Below are 16,811 nucleotides of genomic sequence, written 5' to 3' on the forward strand. Positions count from 1 at the left end.
ACACATCGAGAGGAGGTGCAGCGAAGCAAACCGCAGGCGATGCGCCCGGATCAGTCCCGGAGCGAAGGAACCCCGAGCCCCAGCGAGCGGGCCGAACGTCAGGGTAAAGCCTTTTTGGTTACTTTTTCGGCGTCTGGAAAAAGTGACCCGCCGTAAGGGCGGAACCCTAATCAACCATCACCACAAAAAAAGGATATACACACCTCAAAGCGCCCCTAAACCCGAGCCTGACTCTTACTCCAATCCGTCAACAAACTATAAGCCACCGCCAACAGCGTAGGCCCGATAAACAACCCGATAAACCCAAACGCAATCAACCCGCCAAACACCCCAAGCAACACAATCACCAACGGCAGATTCCCACCGCGACTGATCAGATAAGGCTTCAACACGTTATCCACGCCACTGATGATCAACGCCCCCCAAATCCCCAAAAACACCGCCATCCCATACTCGCCCTTCCACGCCAGCCAAGCCGTGGCCGGCACCCACACCAGCGGTGGCCCCATCGGAATCAGACTCAGCAGAAACGTCACGATCCCCAACACCAACGCCCCCGGTACCCCGGCAATCAAAAACCCGATCAACGCCAGAACCGCCTGGGCCGCTGCCGTACCGATCACCCCGTTGACCACCCGCTGCACCGTCCCGGCAACCAGTTCGATATAGTACCCGGCGCGATCACCGATCAAGCGCTCCAGCAAACTGTGTACGAACGCCGCCAGACGCGGCCCGTCACGGTAGAAAAAGAACACAAAGACAATGCTCAGCGTCAGCTCGAGAATCCCGCCGCCGATCTGCGCACTGCGCGCCAGCAACCAGTTACCGACCTGCCCCAGATAAGGCTTGATCGACACCATCAGCGCCGCGCCCTGCTGATCGATGCTGTCCCAAATGCCGACCAGCCGTTCGCCCACAAGCGGCACACTGCCCAGCCAGGTCGGCGCCTCCGGCAAGCCATCGACCTGCACATCCTTGATGAACCCCGTGGCATCACGCACATGATCGGCCAGGTTGAAGCCCAGCCAGACCAGCGGCGCCGCCACTAGCAACATCCAGCCCAATGTCAGGATCGCCGCCGCGAGTGATTCGCGGCCATTGAGCAGCCGGGTCAAAAGACGCATCAGCGGCCAACTGGCAAACGCCAGTACTGCGCCCCAGAACAGCGCCGACCAGAACGGCGCCATCACCCACAGGCTGGCGCCAAACAACACCAGCAGCAGGATCTGCACCAGCAGTCGATCGTTATTGAGCATGTAAGGTCTCGAAAAGTCAGTCAGGCAAAGAGTAGGCGAACACGCTAAGCGTGCCCGCCTGATACAGCTTATCGCAACAGATCAATGCGCAAACCAACGCCATCGACATTGCCGGTTTCCATCCGCGCCGCGCGCACGCCCTGATTGATCAACGCCTGGCGCCAGGCCTCGGCTTTCGGCCCGGACACTGTCACTCGCTGCGTGGTATCGAGATTCAAGCCACGGGAAATCAGGCGCAGCCAGGTGTCATCCGGTTCATTCACGAGCTTGGGGAAGTCCAGCTCGCCCGTGCTCTTGAGCTGGCGCAACAGGGTCGCCGAGGTCGGCAACAGCTCGCCCAGCGGCGCAGCCGCTTCGAACTGTTCAACGTGTAGATAGGCTTTTCGATTGCCCCGCGTGATGCTGTAGAGCGCCACCAGCGTGTTGTCGTGCGGCGCCGCCAACCTCAGCAACAAGTACGCTTGTTGCTCGTCGGAACCGTACAGTTTGGCATTGCCGAACACCTCATTGGCCCACAGGCTGCTTTCGCCGCAGTCGCGGGCCTGGCACCAGAACAGCAACTCGGCGTCCTGCTTTTGCAGGGCCTCGCGGGCAGCGGTGAAGGCTTCGGTGGCGGCGTGTTCGGGTGGCAACTCATAGGTGACCGAGGTGGTCTGGCCACGGGCAGTGACCTGGCCGTCAAAGCGCAACTGGCCGCTGATCTTGCGGATCGAGCCCAACGGGTAAATCCGTTCCTGCTCTGCCGCAGGGCGATAGTCGACGATTTGCGCGTCGGCCAGGCGCGGCACGATCTGCAAATCCTGACTGCCCGGCACATCGGCGGCGAACGAAATGGAACTGAAACAGCACAGCGCCAACAGACTGAGTGACCGCATAGTCAGGCTCATCGGATCGGCATGGCTTGGCGGGTCGGGGTCGTAGCGGTATAGAAATCCATCGTGGTTGTCTCCCATTTCAACCCGCCCAGCCTCGACAGTTGCCCGGTGCAAGTCAAGGAATGGCGAAGAACCGATTGAAACAGTCTGCGACAAGATCCGCACCGGCCTCGTCGTTCAGGTGCAAATGGTGCCCGCCGGTCAGCTGTTCCCGGCTAAAGGGTAGACGTTCCAGCAGCTCCGGATGTTTGGCCAGCATGCCGTCCGCCGCGACCACCAATTGCGCTGGGCAACCGATGCGCTGGACGAAGGCCATGGCCTGCTCCTGAGTCAGGCGCAGCGGCGATGGCAGGGTCAGGCGATTGTCGGTGCGCCAGGTGTAACCGCCGGGCACCGGCATCAAGCCGCGCTGCGCCAGCAACTCGGCGGCCTCACGACTGACCGCGACCAGGCCTTTCATCCGCGCCTCGATGGCACGGTCGAGGGTGTTGTAGACCGGTTTGCGCTTCTCGCGCAGATCCAGTTGCGCTTGCAGGGCCATGCCCATGCGCTCGGCAGCGTTTTCGCCTTTGTCTGTAGGAGGAATCACGCCATCGATCAACGCCAGATGAGTGATCCGATCCGGCAACGATCCCGCCAACACCATGGATACAATCGCGCCCATCGAATGCCCGAGCAGGCCGAAGCGCTTCCAGCCCAGTTGCTCGGCGACTTGCAGTACGTCATGGGCGTAGTCCCACAGCGCATACCCGGCGCCGTTCGGCCGATGCCCGGAATGGCCATGACCGGCCATGTCCAACGCGATAATGCGCAAGCCTTTGAGCTTCGGCGCGAGACGGGCAAAGCTGTTGGCGTTGTCGAGCCAGCCATGCAGTGCGATGACTGGCAAACCGTCTTCAGGGCCGAACAAATGCGCCGCCAGTTCGATATGCGGCAGGCTCAGGCGCACTTCTTCGAAGGTCGGGCTCATGCGCAATCCTTGTCCTGGCGGTTTTCCCAACGATTAAACAGATTTTTCAGCAATCGCGCCGTGTCCTGCGGACGCTCAAGGGGAAACATGTGCCCCCCGGGCATGCTCAGGGCTTCACCTTGGGCGAGGCGCGAAACGAAGCGAGTGTGATGGCGCATGACAACACGGCTCGTGTGTCCACGCACCACCGCGAGCGGCACTTGCAACTGGCGGGTGCGACCGGGACTGGTGTGCGGCACGCCGCGATAAATGCTGATTTCGGTGGCCGGGTCGAAGCGCAGGCGCAGCTTGTCGCCCACCTTGTGCAAGCCATGTTGCAGGTAGGCATCGAAGCATTCCGGGTCGAACCCGCGAAACAGGCTCTTGCCGGCAAAATAGCTGCGCGCGCTGGCGAGGTCGGTAAATTCTTCACGTCGGCCAAGGGTGCGGCCAGCCGGGGTCAGTCGGTCGATGAAACCGAAGCGCTTGGCCGCGCGGATCACCCATTGGTCGGTGGGGGTCAGCACCGGCGAATCGAGCATCACCACCCCGCGATACAACTCAGGGCAACGCAACGCCGCATGCAGGTGCAGCACGCCGCCAAAGGAGTGGCCGACGCCCCACACGGGCTGGTCTTGCTGCTGCAAATGGTGGATCAATTCGTCGACAAGGTTGTACCAGTTGTCATCCGCCGGGAAACGCGGGTCATGGGCGTGCTGTTCCAGATGCGCGACCCGATACTCGGGCGCCAGCGCCGCGAACAGCTTGCCGTAGGTGCCCGAGGGGAACCCGTTGGCGTGGGCGAAAAAGATCGGTTGCGACATGCAGGCATATCCATGAGCGGGAAACGTGGCGTTGATTGTCCGTAAGACCGGGTGCTACAGCAATGACCGTAACTGCCAGGAATGATGACAGCGTCGTTTCACCGATGGAAACATTCCGCAAATATCATCGAAAAACACTCCTTACCTGTTAGTTCTGACAGTTGACGAGCGTCCGGTAAAGGCCGACTAATGCTGACAGTTCGCAACGTTCTCGGGGGCGCCACCATGCATGCTAAAACGCCAACAGTTTCTGTGTGGGATCCTCGCGGACTGGACATCGCCTCGGTGTCCTACTGCCGCGAAGTCCCCGGCGCCGAGGCGCAACCGCGGATTTACCGACAAACCTATGATGCCGCAGGTCGCCCGACGGTCAGCCTTGATCCCCGCCTGCACGAACTGTTGAAGACTGAACCAGACGCCCGACCCAACCTGCAAACCATCCACGGACTGACGGGTGTGGCTCTGCGCAGCGACAGCGTGGATGCGGGCAGTCGTCTGGTATTGCCAGGGCTAGCCAAAGAGACGGTTATCGACTGGGACAGCTTGCTGACTGAGGTGCGAACCGAATACGACCTCATGTTGCGCCCGGTCAAGAGGATCGAGCTGGCTCGTGGCGAGCAGGCAAGAAACAGTGCGTTTTACACGTACGGCGACAACGCCGCGCCGTTCGCATCGCACAATCAATGTGGCAGAGTGGTTCGTATTGACGACAGTGCTGGCTCAATACTTTTTTCAAAGTACGCACTGACGGGCGGCTTCGCTTCCCAGACCCGATACTTTCTTGAAGCTCTGGATGAGCCGCACTGGCCGGTTGCCGAGGCCGAGAGAGACCTTCTCCACGAATCCGGCAGCGGAGCCATAACGCGCGCAGCCTTCAACGCCATGGGCAATACGCTCTTGGTGGAAGATGCGAAAGGCAATGTGCAGTTTTCCGATCTGAACGTCGCAGGTCAGCTCAGTAGTATTCGACTGCAACAGGCCGGGGATGCGCACGCAGCACCGCTGCTGCACGACATTCAGTACGGCGCCGGTAATCAGATCCTGCGACAGACTGCCGGCAATGGCGTGATCAGCGAAAACCTGTACGACACGCGGGACGGCCGGCTTCTGGAAATCCGCGCGGGCCTGCCCGGTCAGCCGCCACTGCAACATCTGCTGTACCACTACGATCGGGTGGGCAATATTCTCCGGATCGAGGACACGGCTCAGCGCACTTATTATTTTCGCAACCAGAGGATCGAACCCGTCAGCGAGTTCACCTACAACAGTCTTTATCAGTTGATCGAGGCTACTGGTCGCCAGCGAATCAACACCCGCAACGGCCCGCATGAACCGGTATTCACCTCCCCCTCCGATCCCGGACAACTGGAAAATTACCGACAGACATACACCTATGATGCTGGCGGCAATTTGATCATGCTGGTTCATGGCGCAGCCAGCCAGGGCTGGACCCAGCGCATGGCGATTTCCAGGTACAGCAATCGGGGCCTGACACAAAAGGATGATGGCAGCCTGCCCGACGAGAGTGAAATCGCCGCCGGTTTCGATGCCTGCGGCAAACAGCATCAACTGCTTGCCGGCCAGGACCTGAGCTGGAGCCTCGACCAGCGGCTGCGCCAGGTCGATCAGGTCGTGCGCAAGGACGCGGCGAACGATTTTGAACGCTACGTCTACGATGCCGCCGGGCAACGCCAGCGCAAAATTCGCCTGGCCCACAACGGCGTCACCACGCGAACCCACGAAACCCGATACTTGCCGGGACTGGAAATCCGCACGACACCGCAAGAAACGTTGGAGGTGATCTGCGTACAGGCCGGGCGTTGCTCCGTGCAGGTACTCCACTGGACTCACGGCGGCCCCGGTGCCGACCAATTTCACTACAGCTTGGGTAATCATCTGGGCTCCAGCCTGCTGACGCTGGACAAAGACGCCGAACTGATCAGCGAGGAGGAGTATTTCCCTTATGGCGGCACTTCATGGTGGGCCGGCCAGGACAGAGTGCAGGCCAGCTACAAGACGCGGCGTTACTCAGAACAAGAGCGCGACGCTACCGGCCTGTATTACTACGGACAACGTTATTACGCCCACTGGTGGATGCGCTGGCTCAGCCCCGACCCGGCAGGCATTGGCGATGGCCTGAACCTGTTTGCGATGGTGCGCGGCAATCCGGTCAGATTCGTCGACCTGCAAGGTCTCGCCGGTTTCGACACGGTCAAGGCTGCTGGAGCAACCGCGGCCCGAGAACTGCCCAGCGCCCTGCTTGCCGCCGGTGTGCAATATGCCGTCACCGGAGCTCTCTCGCCTCTTAGCGCGGGAGTGACTGTTGCCGGTGCAATCGCGGGCGGCATCACCGGAGCGATCAGTGGGTACGCCAGCGCTAACTGGGCACAGTCGCGCTTGTCTGTCGATGATCCCGGCAGCATGGCACCGCTTTTAGCTAAAGTCGGCGGAGCTGTTCTTGGCGCAGCATTGGGGGCAGCCCCCTCTTTGCTTGGCACTCTCGACCCCTCAGGCAATACCGCTGCCGTCGCGCAAATCGGCAGTGCATTCGGGACTATGCTTCGCGAACTGTCTTCACAATCTCTCGCCAACGCCGGCCCGAGCAATCCCTCCGTCGGCCGTGCCGACATCACCACCGGGGCCGCCAGCATGGGCGCCGTGGGTGCTGCGGGTGGCGCCGTGGGCTACGCTGGCTCGCTGTTGTTTGGCGCCGAACCTGCGGGAAAAGCCTTGCAATCAACCGTGGCCGCCGCCACGGCAACGGCCGTCGGCGCAGCTGGAGCCTCTGCGGCAAGGGGCGCTCTGGGAACGCCCACAAAACCCTCGAAAGGCGGCGGGCCGACGTTCGACCCGGCCAAAGCCGCCGTCGGGTACAGCAGCCGGCATTTATTTTCCTCACTGGGTCAACTGGCCGACCTGGCGGTCGCAAAAATACCGGGTTATGACACATTGGACGCCAATACTCAGGCAGCAGTCAGTCGAGCGGTCAGCAGCACGATTGGCGACTTGCGCTCGACATTCGTCACCACCGCGACTCCCGGCTTGAGCGCGGAGCTGGGCGAGACCGGTTGGGATCTGGAAAGTAACACTGCCGGCACCGGCATCACACTGGATGATGTGCCAATGTCCAGCAATCCGGCCTACGACCCCACCGCCACAGAGGTGTTCTACATCGTCAGCGAAACGACGCCCGGCCAACGCAAATACTCGCGATCAAATCTGCACTTTTAGACGACACCCATGTGACGTCTCAATCGCATGATCTTCATCGAGCCGGCGGTTGTTGCCCCAGTGGCACCACCGCCATGGTCAAGCGCGAGACACAACTGGCCTTGCCTTCATCGCCGGTCAGGCGGATATCCCAGACATGGGTGGTGCGGCCGATATGAATCGGCTTGGCCACCGCCGTCACCCGGCCACTGCGCAGGCCGCGCAAATGGTTGGCGTTGATCTCAAGACCGACGCAATAAAACTTGCTGGCATCGATACACAGATAGCTGGCCATCGAGCCGACGGTTTCCGCCAGCACCACCGACGCGCCGCCGTGCAGCAAACCGTAAGGCTGATGCGTGCGATGATCGATGACCATGCTCGCGGTCAGAGACTCGTCGTCAAACGCTTCGAAGCGGATATCGAGCACTTCGCCGATGGTGTTTTTCTGGATCGCGTTCAACTGCTCGATGTTGGGAGTGGTACGCCACACGCTCATCGCAGACTTCCTTTGTTGTTTTAGTCGTCGCTCAATCCTGCCACAGCACCGCCTCGCTGCGCGCGCTCCATTCTTCGAAGCGGGCGCCGTAGGTGTCTTCGATGACATTGCGTTTGATTTTCAGGGTCGGCGTGAGAAAGCCGTTTTCCACCGCCCAACTGTCTTTGACCACCACCAGCCGGCGCAGGCGCTCGTGCTTGTCGAGCACGGCGTTGACCTCCTCCAGCAGTTTTTCCAGGCTCGAATGCAGACTCGCACGCGGCTCCTCCTGATTGACGGTCGAGAGCACACACAACCCCAACGGTGCACTCAAACCATCACCGACCACACACACCTGTTCGATCCGTGAATGCACCGCCAAACGGTTTTCTATCGGCGCCGGGGCGACGTATTTGCCTTTGCTGGTCTTGAAGATTTCCTTCAGTCGCCCGGTCAGGCGCAAGCGCCCTTCGGCATCCTGTTCACCCTTGTCGCCGGTGCGCAGAAAGCCGTCTGCGGTCAGGGTCTCGGCGGTTTTCTGCGGTTCCTTGAAGTAGCCGAGCATGTTCGCCTGACTGCGCACCTGCACCTCGCCGGATTCATCGATGCGTACCTCGACCTCCGGGCACGGTTTGCCGATCCAGCCCTGTTTGTATTCGCCGGGCAAACAGATGTGCGAGTAACCGCAACCCTCGGTCATGCCGTAGACCTCAAGCACATCGAGGCCAAGTTTCTGATACCAGGCGAGCAAGGTCTGCGGCACTGGCGCTGCGCCAGAAAGGGCCACGCGCAAGGCGTCCAGCCCCAGACCCGCCAGCACCTTGTGCCCCACCCGCTTGCCGATGAAGGGCAGACCGAGCAGAAAATCCAGACGTTTCGCCGGGATCTTGCTGTAGACGCCCATCTGGAATTTGGTCCAGATGCGCGGCACCCCAAACATCGCTGTCGGCCGCGCTCGCTTCAGATCGGTGATGAAGGTATCGAGGCTTTCGGCAAAGAACACCGTTTGCCCGGTATAGATCGAGGCCAGTTCAACGAACATGCGCTCGGCGACGTGACACAACGGCAGGTACGACAGCAGCCGATCGCTCTCGTTGAGCCCGAACAGTTGCGTGCCACGGCTGGTGGCGAACCCGAGATTGGCAAAACTGTGCATCACGCCTTTGGGCAGGCCGGTGGTACCGGAGGTATAGATGATGGTTGCCAGTTGCTCGGCGGCGGGATGCGGATCGTCCTGGATCGGCGAGCTGTGTTGCAAATCGGCCCAGCTGAAATCGAAATCGCCGGGCGGATGCAGCGGCAGGCTGATTGTTGGCAATCCCGCCGGCACGCCTGTCGACATGCTCGGCCAGTCATCAAGCTTGCCGATAAACGCCAGCACGCTCTGCGAGTGATTGAGCACTTGAGCGACAGAGTCGGCCGTCAGGTTGGGATACAGCGGCACTGACACATGCCCGGCCATCCAGATGGCCAGATCGGCAATGATCCAGTGCGCGCAGTTTTTCGAGATCAGGGCGATGTGGCTGCCTTGCGGCAACTCCCGTGCACGCAGCCAGTGTGCGGCGCAGCGAGCCTGATGGCCAACGTCGGCCCAGATCAGGGTTTCGACCTGACCACCACCAATGGGCTGCACAAGGAAGCGCTGGCGCGGATGCCGGGCTTCACGTTCGTAAAACACGTCCAGCGGCAAACGGAATGCGGCAGACATGCGACTCGCTCCTGTTTTTTAGGTCTGGAGCAAGCGTAGTCAACCAAGCAAGTGCTTGGTTGGAAAATTCACACAAATAATTTCATAAGATCTGAAGGCCTCATCGCTGGCAAGCCAGCTCCCACAGGTTCAGAGTGATCTTGCAATTTGAATTCACAAAAGATCCAGTGGGAGCTGGCTTGCCAGCGATGAAGGCGACTCGGTCTCAGGGATGCTTGAGGCTATTGAGGGTCATCGAGCCGATCAGCAATTCAGCACTCTCCAGTTCGGCCAAACCAGCGGTGCTGACCCTTTCCGGTGGATACCCGGCGCCATGCTGCAAATAGCTGAGCAAATTGCCCACCAGCGGGTTGTGACTGACCAACAGCACATTGCTCACCGAAACCAACTGATCGGTGACCTTGTCCGGATCGACCTCAGGCGTCAGCCACTCGACTGTACGGATCTCCGGCTCGAAACCCAGCGCCTCGCGGACAATCTGCGCGGTCTGCTGCGCGCGCAAATACGGGCTGGCGTAGATCGCCGTGATCGGTTGCCCGATCAACTGCGCAGCGCTGCGCAATGCCTCTTCACGGCCATTATCGGTCAGCTCCCGCTCGGAGTCAGGGCACGAGCCATAAGGCACGGCCTCACCGTGACGCAATACCCAGAGTTTCATAGCTTGGGTTCCTCATCGCGAACCGGATGCGCTGCTGGCGGCACGGCGTGTGGCGCCTCACCTTCCGGCGTACGCGGCGTTGGCCAGTCGGCGAACGGCCAAGGTTTCTGGTCGCTGTGAAAACTGCCGAAGCGGCCGATCTGCGCCAAAAACTGGCTCAGGCTATCGCCGAAGTTCATCAGGCTGGCACTTGGTGCGCCGTAGATCAAACGATAAATCAATTGCACCAGCACCAGCGCGCCGAGAATAAACTGCGCCACTTGCCAGACCAGAACGTACACGATCATCCACAACACCCGCAGGAGGATGGATTCGTACTTGGCTTCGGTTTTTGGTTCGTTCATGTCTTGCTCCCCTGCCGGTGAATAACAGCAGTCAGTTGAAACCACTGGTGGAAATAAAGTCGACGTCGGTTTTCGGCTCGGCCCGCATCAACAGACCGATGACCTGCTCCAGCGTGCGGCCCTCGAACAGGATCGCGTGCAAGCCTGCGACCAGCGGCATGTACACGCCGACTTCCTGGGACTTGGCCTTCAGCACCTTGAGGGTATTCACGCCTTCGGCGACTTCACCGAGGCGCGACACCGCTTCGTCAAGGCTCAGGCCTTGGCCGAGGGCGAAGCCGACCTGGTAGTTGCGGCTTTTAGGCGACGAGCACGTCACGATCAGATCACCGACACCCGCCAGACCGAGGAAGGTCATTGGGTTGGCACCCTGATTCACCGCAAAGCGAGTCATCTCGGCCAATGCGCGGGTGATCAGCATGCTCTTGGTGTTCTCGCCCATTTCCAGGGCCACTGCCATGCCGGCGATGATCGCGTAAACGTTTTTCAACGCCCCGCCCAGTTCGACACCAAAACGGTCGGCGCTGGCATAAACACGAAATGTGCGGCCATGCAGCGCGGCTTGCACCTGTTTGCACAGCTCTTCGTCTTCACTGGCGACCACCGTGGCCGTCAGCGCGTGCTCGGCGATTTCCCGTGCAAGATTGGGCCCGGACAACACGCCGATGCGCGCCTGCGGGGCGATCTCTTCGAGGATCTGGCTCATCAGTTTGAAGGACTGGGCTTCGATGCCTTTGGTCAGGCTGACCAGCATTTTGCCGCTCAGACGTTCAGCGTGGGCGGCGAGCACCGTGCGCAGTGCGCTGGACGGTAGCGCGACAAAGCACAAATCGCAGGCGTCGAGGGTTTCCTGCAAGTCGGTGACCGCAGTCACCCCCGGCAGAATTTTGATGCCTTTGAGGTAACGCGGGTTTTCGCGATTGACCCGGATGGCTTCTGCCTGCTCGGGGTCACGCATCCACTGCAAGACTTGATGGCCGTTCTCGGCCAAAAGGTTGGCCACGGCGGTACCAAAACTTCCGCCTCCCAGGACCGCAATCGGGCGCTGCTCAGTCATATGCAATCCGTTAATCCATACCAGTGGCGATGCCGGCATTATACGGGGCGACCCGGTCGCGGCCAGCCCCTGCGTCAATTACCGATACTTGTAAGAAGAAGACCAATAAAACCTAGGAAAATGCCTGCAACGTGACTAGAAAAGTCACTGTCCTCGGTTAACATGCGCGCCAATTCTTCGCTCGATAGGCCGCGTCGTGTTTTTTGCTCCTCCCCCACCGCGTTCTCCCCTGCTGCTGGCGCTGTTGTTCAGCCCTGTGTTGCTGGCGGACGACCTGTTCATGGACAGCGAAGCGCTGCCGCAGGTACTGACAGCCACTCGGCTAAAACAGACGCCGGCGGAAGTGCCGGGGAGCATGACCGTACTCGACAGTGAGCTGATCAACGCCAGCGGCGCCCGCGACATCAGTGAACTGCTGCGATTGGTCCCGGGGATGATGGTCGGCAACATCAGCGGCAATCAGGCGGCGGTCAATTACCACGGCACCAACGCCTCCGAAGCGCGGCGCATGCAGGTGTTGATCGACGGCCGCTCGGTGTACCGCGCAGGTTTGGCAACGGTGGACTGGAGTGATATTCCGGTGGCGATGGAGGACATCGAACGCATCGAAGTCTTCCGTGGCCCGAACACTGTCAGCTACGGCGCCAACGCGCTGATGGCGGTGGTCAACATCATCACGCGCAACCCGGCAGACAGCCACGGTACGCGGCTGAAAATCACCCGTGGCCAGCGCGGCATCAACGATTTTTATGCCAGCCAGGGCACCGGCTGGAATGGCGGTGATCTACGCCTGTCGCTGTCCGGCCAAGAGGATGACGGTTTCGACAGCGATCGCACGGGCGCCGATTACCGTGACAGCCGCCGCTTGAACCGCTTCAGCCTTGCGGTCAGCCACACGCTGAATGAAAACCAGAGCCTCGATTGGCAGGTCAACGCGAAGGACGGCAGCAATCAGCGGCCTTACACCTACCGCCCGGTGTTCTCGGGGATTACCGACAGCGGCAACAATTCCGACGTTGTGGCCAAGGACTATGCCGGTTCGGTGCGCTGGAATCTCGACATCAATCCCGAACACAGCCTTTATATACAAGGCTCGGCGCAACATTGGGATCGTCAGCAAACCTGGCGCGCCTGTGATGCCGAGGTGTCGTTCAGCCCTGAGCTGACGCAACTGTGGCAGCTCAACCCGAATTACACCGAGCGTTTGGCGCGCAACATTACGCGCTTCACCGGTCCCGGTGCGGCACCCGGTACCCCGCAGGAAATGGCCCTGGCCAATCAGGTGCTCGAGCAATGGCGCAACGGCGCCAGCCAGACCCTGTGCGGCGATATCGATCAGAGCGCCCGCGAGTCGCGCTACGACCTCGAACTGCAAGACACCCTCAGCCTGTCCGACAGCCTGCGCCTGGTCAGCGGCATGAACTATCGTTACGACCGGGCCGATTCCGAGACCTACTTCAACGGTACGCTGGACGACACCACGTGGCGTGCGTTCGGCCAACTGGAGTGGCGCGCCACTGAACACTGGCTGTTGCAGGGCGGTGCGATGTTCGAAGACACGCAACTGATCGGCAGTTCGCTGACCCCACGCTTCGCGATCAATTACCTGATCAACCCGCGTCACGGCCTGCGCGCGGTGTACTCGGAGGCGGTCCGCTCGCCAGACATGTTCGAGAACAACGTCAACTGGAGCTATCAGGTTACTAACCTGAGACCGTCGGCCTACGGCAAGTCTTCGGCGCGTTATTTCGTCAAGACGCGCGGCCCCGGCGATCTCGATCAGGAACACATGCGCTCGCGAGAACTGGGCTACAACGGCTACTTCGCCGAACTCGGCCTGGCAATCGACGTAAAGCTGTTCTACGACGAAATCACCGGGATGATCAGCGAACCGCTGCGCAACAATCAGTACATCGCCAGCAACGCCAACAGCTCGCGCTTTCGCGGCACCGAAACCCAACTCGACTGGCGCGTGAACACGGTCGACCGCTTGCGCTTCACTTACGCCTACGTCGACGCCGAGTCGAGCAATCCGCTGGACCAGCAATTAACCGCGAGCAACAGCGGTTCCGCCGGATGGCTGCGCGATTGGGGCCACGGCTGGAGCAGCGCCCTCTTCTATTACGGCGACAACGCGCTCAACGGCTATCGCTTCGAACGGGTCGACACGCGGATCGCCAAACGCATCACGCTGGGCAAGGCCCAACTGGAACTGGCCGGCGTGCTGCAGCAGCGCCTCGATCACGAGCCGACCACTTTCGTCGACAACAATTACGACGAACGCCGTGTTATGTACGTCAGCGCCGAGCTGGAGTTCTAGGATGCGCCACGGTCTGTCATGGAAGTCGCCGACTCTCGGCCATTGGCTGGCCGGACTTTGCCTGTTTCTGACCGCGTGGCTGCACGGCGTGGCGGTGCAGGCCGCCGACATTCTGTTGACCGGTGCAGAAGAAAGCCCCGGCGTGCAGGCGTTCGTCCAGGCGCTGAGTGAATTGCGTCCCAGTGACAACGTCCGTTTCCAGCCCTTGTCCAGTCTGCCGGCGCCAGGCAAATTGCCGTCCAGCCTGCGCCTGATTCTGCTCGACCTGCCGAGCCTCGACTGGCGCCTGCAAGAACCTCAAGGCCCGGCGACGCTGGTGTTGCGCATCAGTCGTCTGCAAGCCCGACAACGTCTCGGCGCGGCCCAGCCGTTGCACCTGAGTTTGCTCTGGAGTGATCCGCCGCTGAGCCGACAACTGCAATTAATCCGGCGCATCCTGCCTCAGGCCCAAAGGATTGGCGTGCTGTTCGATGAGCACAGCGAATTCCTCCTCAAAGAGCTGCTCATGGCTGCCGAGCCGCTGAATCTGCAAATCGTCAGCCAGCGCTGGGAGAACACCCAGGACAGTCGCCCCCTGCAAGCCGTACTGAAAAACAGTGACGTGCTGCTGGGCCTGGATGATCCGGATCTGTACAACCCCAGGACCGCGAAAAATCTGCTGCTCAGCAGCTATTCCCGGCAAATGGCGCTGGTCGGGCCGAACGCCGCGTTCGTGCGCGCCGGCAGCCTCGCCAGCACTTACAGCGACCAGAACGATTGGCTGAGCGTTCTCGACCAGTTGCTCGACCAGCCACCGATCCATTGGCCGCGATCGCTCTATCCCGAACGCTTCAAGGTCTCAAGTAATGCCCAGGTCGCTCGTTCCTTGGGTATCGAACCGCTGAATGAAGCGTCTGTCGCCAGCGCGTTGGCTGAAGGAGAAAGCCGCCCATGAGTTTCCGTCGTCGTTGGGACATCAACACCCGCACTCAGCTGATCAGCCTGGGCCCGGCACTGTTGCTGACCTTGTTGTTGATCAGTTTCTTCACCTTCGTGCGCATTCAGGATTTGCGCCAGGAGCTGAACCACACCGGTCAACTGATCGCCAACCAACTGGCGCCCGCCACCGAATACGGGGTGATTTCCGGCAACAACGACGTGCTGGAAAGTCTGCTCAAGGCGACGCTGGCAACGCCCAACGTGCGCTTCCTTGAAGTACAGGACAGCGCCAATCGGATTCTGGTGTATGTCGAACAACCGGCGGATGCCCATAGCCGTCCGCATCAGGTCGAAGTATTCCAGGCGCCGGTACGCCTGCAACGGATTGCCCTGAACAATGATTTTTTCCAGGACGCCAAAACCAGCAATGGCGCGACCAGCGAGGATTATCTGGGGCGAGTGATCGTCGGTCTGTCCAACGACGCCTTCAGTCAGCGCCAGCAGGAAATCCTGCTCAAGGCCGGGATTCTGGCGCTGTTCGCCCTGCTCTTCACGTTCGTATTGGCGCGGCGTCTGGCCGGCAGTCTGTCGCAGCCGATTCGCAATATTGGCGACGCGGTCAAGGCCATCCAGGACGGCGACTTTAAAACGCCGCTGCCGATCGTCGATGACACCGAACTGGGCGCGCTGTCGCAGCACATCAACAATCTCGCCCAGGCACTGGAACAGGCCAGCAGCGAACAGAAACAGGCCATGGCGCAGTTGATCCAGACCCGCGAGGAAGCGGAAAAGGCCAACAACGCCAAATCCGACTTCCTGGCGATGATGAGCCATGAACTGCGCACGCCTATGAATGGCGTACTCGGCATGCTGCAATTGCTGGAAACCACCGACATGACCGAGGAGCAGATCGAGTACGCCGCGCTCGCCTCGGAGTCCACCGAACACCTGCTCAAGGTCATCAACGACATACTCGACTTCTCGCGCATCGAACGTTCGGAGCTTGAACTTGAGCACATTCCGTTCAACCTCGCCGAACTGATCGTCGCGTGCGCCCAGTCGTTCCAGCACAGCGCGGTGCAGCGTGGCTTGGCGCTTAATCTGCGGATTCCCGAAGACATGCGCGGCTTGCAGGTGCAGGGCGATCCGACGCGGATCCGGCAGATTCTGGTCAACCTGGTCGGCAACGCCTTGAAGTTCACTGAGCAGGGCCGGGTCAGTATCGAGGCGCAATGGCAGTCGCTGGATCATGAATTGCTGTGGTTCACCTGCTCGGTGCGCGACAGTGGCATCGGTATTTCGTCCGAGAGCCTGGAGCTGATGTTCAACGCGTTCCAGCAGGCCGACAGCTCGATTTCGCGACGTTACGGCGGCACCGGTCTGGGCCTGCCGATAGCCCGCACACTCGCCGAACGCATGGGTGGCACATTAAGAGCGCAGAGTGAGGAAGGTCTGGGGTCGGTGTTCACCCTCGAAATCCCGCTGGCTCTCTATAAACAGCCATTGCCAAAACAGATCGCACCGCGCGCATTGAATGCTGACGGCCAGGGTGAAGGGCGCAATGTGTTGTTGGTCGAAGACAACCCGGTCAACCAGACGGTTATTGAAGCGATGCTGCGCAGTCTGGGCTTTACTGTCAGTGTCGCCAGCGATGGCGAGCAGGCGGTACGCATTGCCGGGGGCGGTGATTTCGAAGTGATTCTGATGGACTGTCGTCTGCCGATCATTGATGGCTATGAAGCGACCCGGCAGATCCGCAGCCTGCCCGCAGGCAGCGCCGTGCCAATCATCGCGCTGACCGCCAATGCCTTGCAGGGCGACCGGGAGGCCTGCCTGTCGGCGGGGATGAACGATTATCTGGCCAAGCCGTTCAAACGTAATGATCTGCAGCAGATTCTGCAGCGTTGGGTGTCTTAGTGTCGGCTTTTCGACCATCTGCGACTGGCATGAAAAGCGAAAGTGCGGCAGTCTTAGGCACCCGAACGAGCCTCAAAAGGGGCTTGATTAAAAATTTCAGTGCACAAGTGTACATTCATGTCCTTGGTGCTGTGACTTTCACCACAACGCAATAGTCTATGAGTAGGCTGCCGGTTCGAGGCATGAATGCTTCGAACGGTCGGGAAGATTTGCCCCACCTGCCGCATGGGATTATTGAGGAGCTCGCAGGACCAACCAAAACGCCTTTACTCGGGAAGACCTGCTGCGCTGCAGTCG

Annotated in this window: 13 protein-coding genes; 4 read left to right on the forward strand and 9 right to left on the reverse strand. The window is 60.4% G+C overall.

The features are described from left to right. Positions 1–215: 215 nt before the first annotated feature. The 4 genes from ACIQVE_RS21655 to ACIQVE_RS21670 all read right to left on the reverse strand — a co-directional run bounded on the left by ACIQVE_RS21655 (position 216) and on the right by ACIQVE_RS21670 (position 3,904). Positions 216–1,256, reverse strand: coding sequence for an AI-2E family transporter (locus tag ACIQVE_RS21655; protein WP_402811925.1), 1,041 nt, complete (start codon positions 1,254–1,256; stop codon positions 216–218). Between the two features lie 68 nt (positions 1,257–1,324). Beyond that, positions 1,325–2,131, reverse strand: a complete 807-nt coding sequence (locus ACIQVE_RS21660) for a DUF4892 domain-containing protein (RefSeq protein WP_402811928.1) — start codon at positions 2,129–2,131, stop codon at positions 1,325–1,327. A 115-nt stretch (positions 2,132–2,246) separates the two neighbouring features. Then, positions 2,247–3,101 carry an alpha/beta hydrolase gene (locus tag ACIQVE_RS21665; protein WP_402811930.1) on the reverse strand — a complete coding sequence of 285 codons (855 nt, stop codon included), beginning with the start codon at positions 3,099–3,101 and terminating at the stop codon, positions 2,247–2,249. Continuing rightward, positions 3,098–3,904, reverse strand: a complete 807-nt coding sequence (locus ACIQVE_RS21670) for an alpha/beta fold hydrolase (protein WP_402811932.1) — start codon at positions 3,902–3,904, stop codon at positions 3,098–3,100. The genes ACIQVE_RS21665 and ACIQVE_RS21670 overlap by 4 nt, the downstream gene beginning before the upstream one ends. A gap of 225 nt (positions 3,905–4,129) precedes the next feature. On the opposite strand from ACIQVE_RS21670, the gene ACIQVE_RS21675 reads away from it, so the two are divergent. Further along, the gene (locus tag ACIQVE_RS21675; protein WP_402811935.1) at positions 4,130–7,135 is read left to right on the forward strand and encodes an RHS repeat-associated core domain-containing protein; all 3,006 of its coding nucleotides are present in this window, start codon (positions 4,130–4,132) and stop codon (positions 7,133–7,135) included. A 34-nt stretch (positions 7,136–7,169) separates the two neighbouring features. Here ACIQVE_RS21675 and ACIQVE_RS21680 read toward each other — a convergent pair whose 3' ends face one another. The 5 genes from ACIQVE_RS21680 to ACIQVE_RS21700 all read right to left on the reverse strand — a co-directional run bounded on the left by ACIQVE_RS21680 (position 7,170) and on the right by ACIQVE_RS21700 (position 11,359). Next, positions 7,170–7,613, reverse strand: a complete 444-nt coding sequence (locus ACIQVE_RS21680; RefSeq protein ID WP_402811938.1) for a hotdog fold thioesterase — start codon at positions 7,611–7,613, stop codon at positions 7,170–7,172. Positions 7,614–7,644: 31 nt separating this feature from the next. Further along, positions 7,645–9,300: an AMP-binding protein gene (locus ACIQVE_RS21685; RefSeq protein WP_402811940.1), complete on the reverse strand. Its 1,656-nt coding sequence runs from the start codon at positions 9,298–9,300 to the stop codon at positions 7,645–7,647. Between the two features lie 205 nt (positions 9,301–9,505). Beyond that, a complete protein-coding gene (sixA, locus tag ACIQVE_RS21690; RefSeq protein WP_402811942.1) occupies positions 9,506–9,958 on the reverse strand; it encodes a phosphohistidine phosphatase SixA in 453 nt (150 codons plus the stop codon). Then, positions 9,955–10,302 (reverse strand): DUF4389 domain-containing protein, encoded by a 348-nt coding sequence (locus tag ACIQVE_RS21695; protein WP_402811945.1) that lies wholly within the window; start codon positions 10,300–10,302, stop codon positions 9,955–9,957. Before ACIQVE_RS21695 ends, sixA begins: the two co-directional genes overlap by 4 nt. A 31-nt stretch (positions 10,303–10,333) precedes the next feature. Continuing rightward, entirely contained in the window at positions 10,334–11,359 is a 1,026-nt protein-coding gene (locus ACIQVE_RS21700; protein ID WP_402811947.1) for an NAD(P)H-dependent glycerol-3-phosphate dehydrogenase, read from the reverse strand. Between the two features lie 196 nt (positions 11,360–11,555). Here ACIQVE_RS21700 and ACIQVE_RS21705 point away from each other — a divergent pair, with 196 nt between their 5' ends. From ACIQVE_RS21705 to ACIQVE_RS21715, 3 genes are read left to right on the forward strand one after another with little or no spacing between them, the layout of a single operon-like run. Beyond that, positions 11,556–13,679 (forward strand): TonB-dependent receptor plug domain-containing protein, encoded by a 2,124-nt coding sequence (locus ACIQVE_RS21705; protein ID WP_402811950.1) that lies wholly within the window; start codon positions 11,556–11,558, stop codon positions 13,677–13,679. A gap of 1 nt (position 13,680) precedes the next feature. Beyond that, positions 13,681–14,613 (forward strand): ABC transporter substrate-binding protein, encoded by a 933-nt coding sequence (locus ACIQVE_RS21710; RefSeq protein WP_402811953.1) that lies wholly within the window; start codon positions 13,681–13,683, stop codon positions 14,611–14,613. Beyond that, positions 14,610–16,514 (forward strand): response regulator, encoded by a 1,905-nt coding sequence (locus ACIQVE_RS21715; protein WP_402811956.1) that lies wholly within the window; start codon positions 14,610–14,612, stop codon positions 16,512–16,514. The genes ACIQVE_RS21710 and ACIQVE_RS21715 overlap by 4 nt, the downstream gene beginning before the upstream one ends. The last annotated feature ends 297 nt before the right edge of the window (positions 16,515–16,811 follow it).

The sequence above is a fragment of the Pseudomonas sp. NPDC098747 genome, assembly GCF_044760045.1.
Classification (GTDB): Bacteria; Pseudomonadota; Gammaproteobacteria; order Pseudomonadales; family Pseudomonadaceae; genus Aquipseudomonas.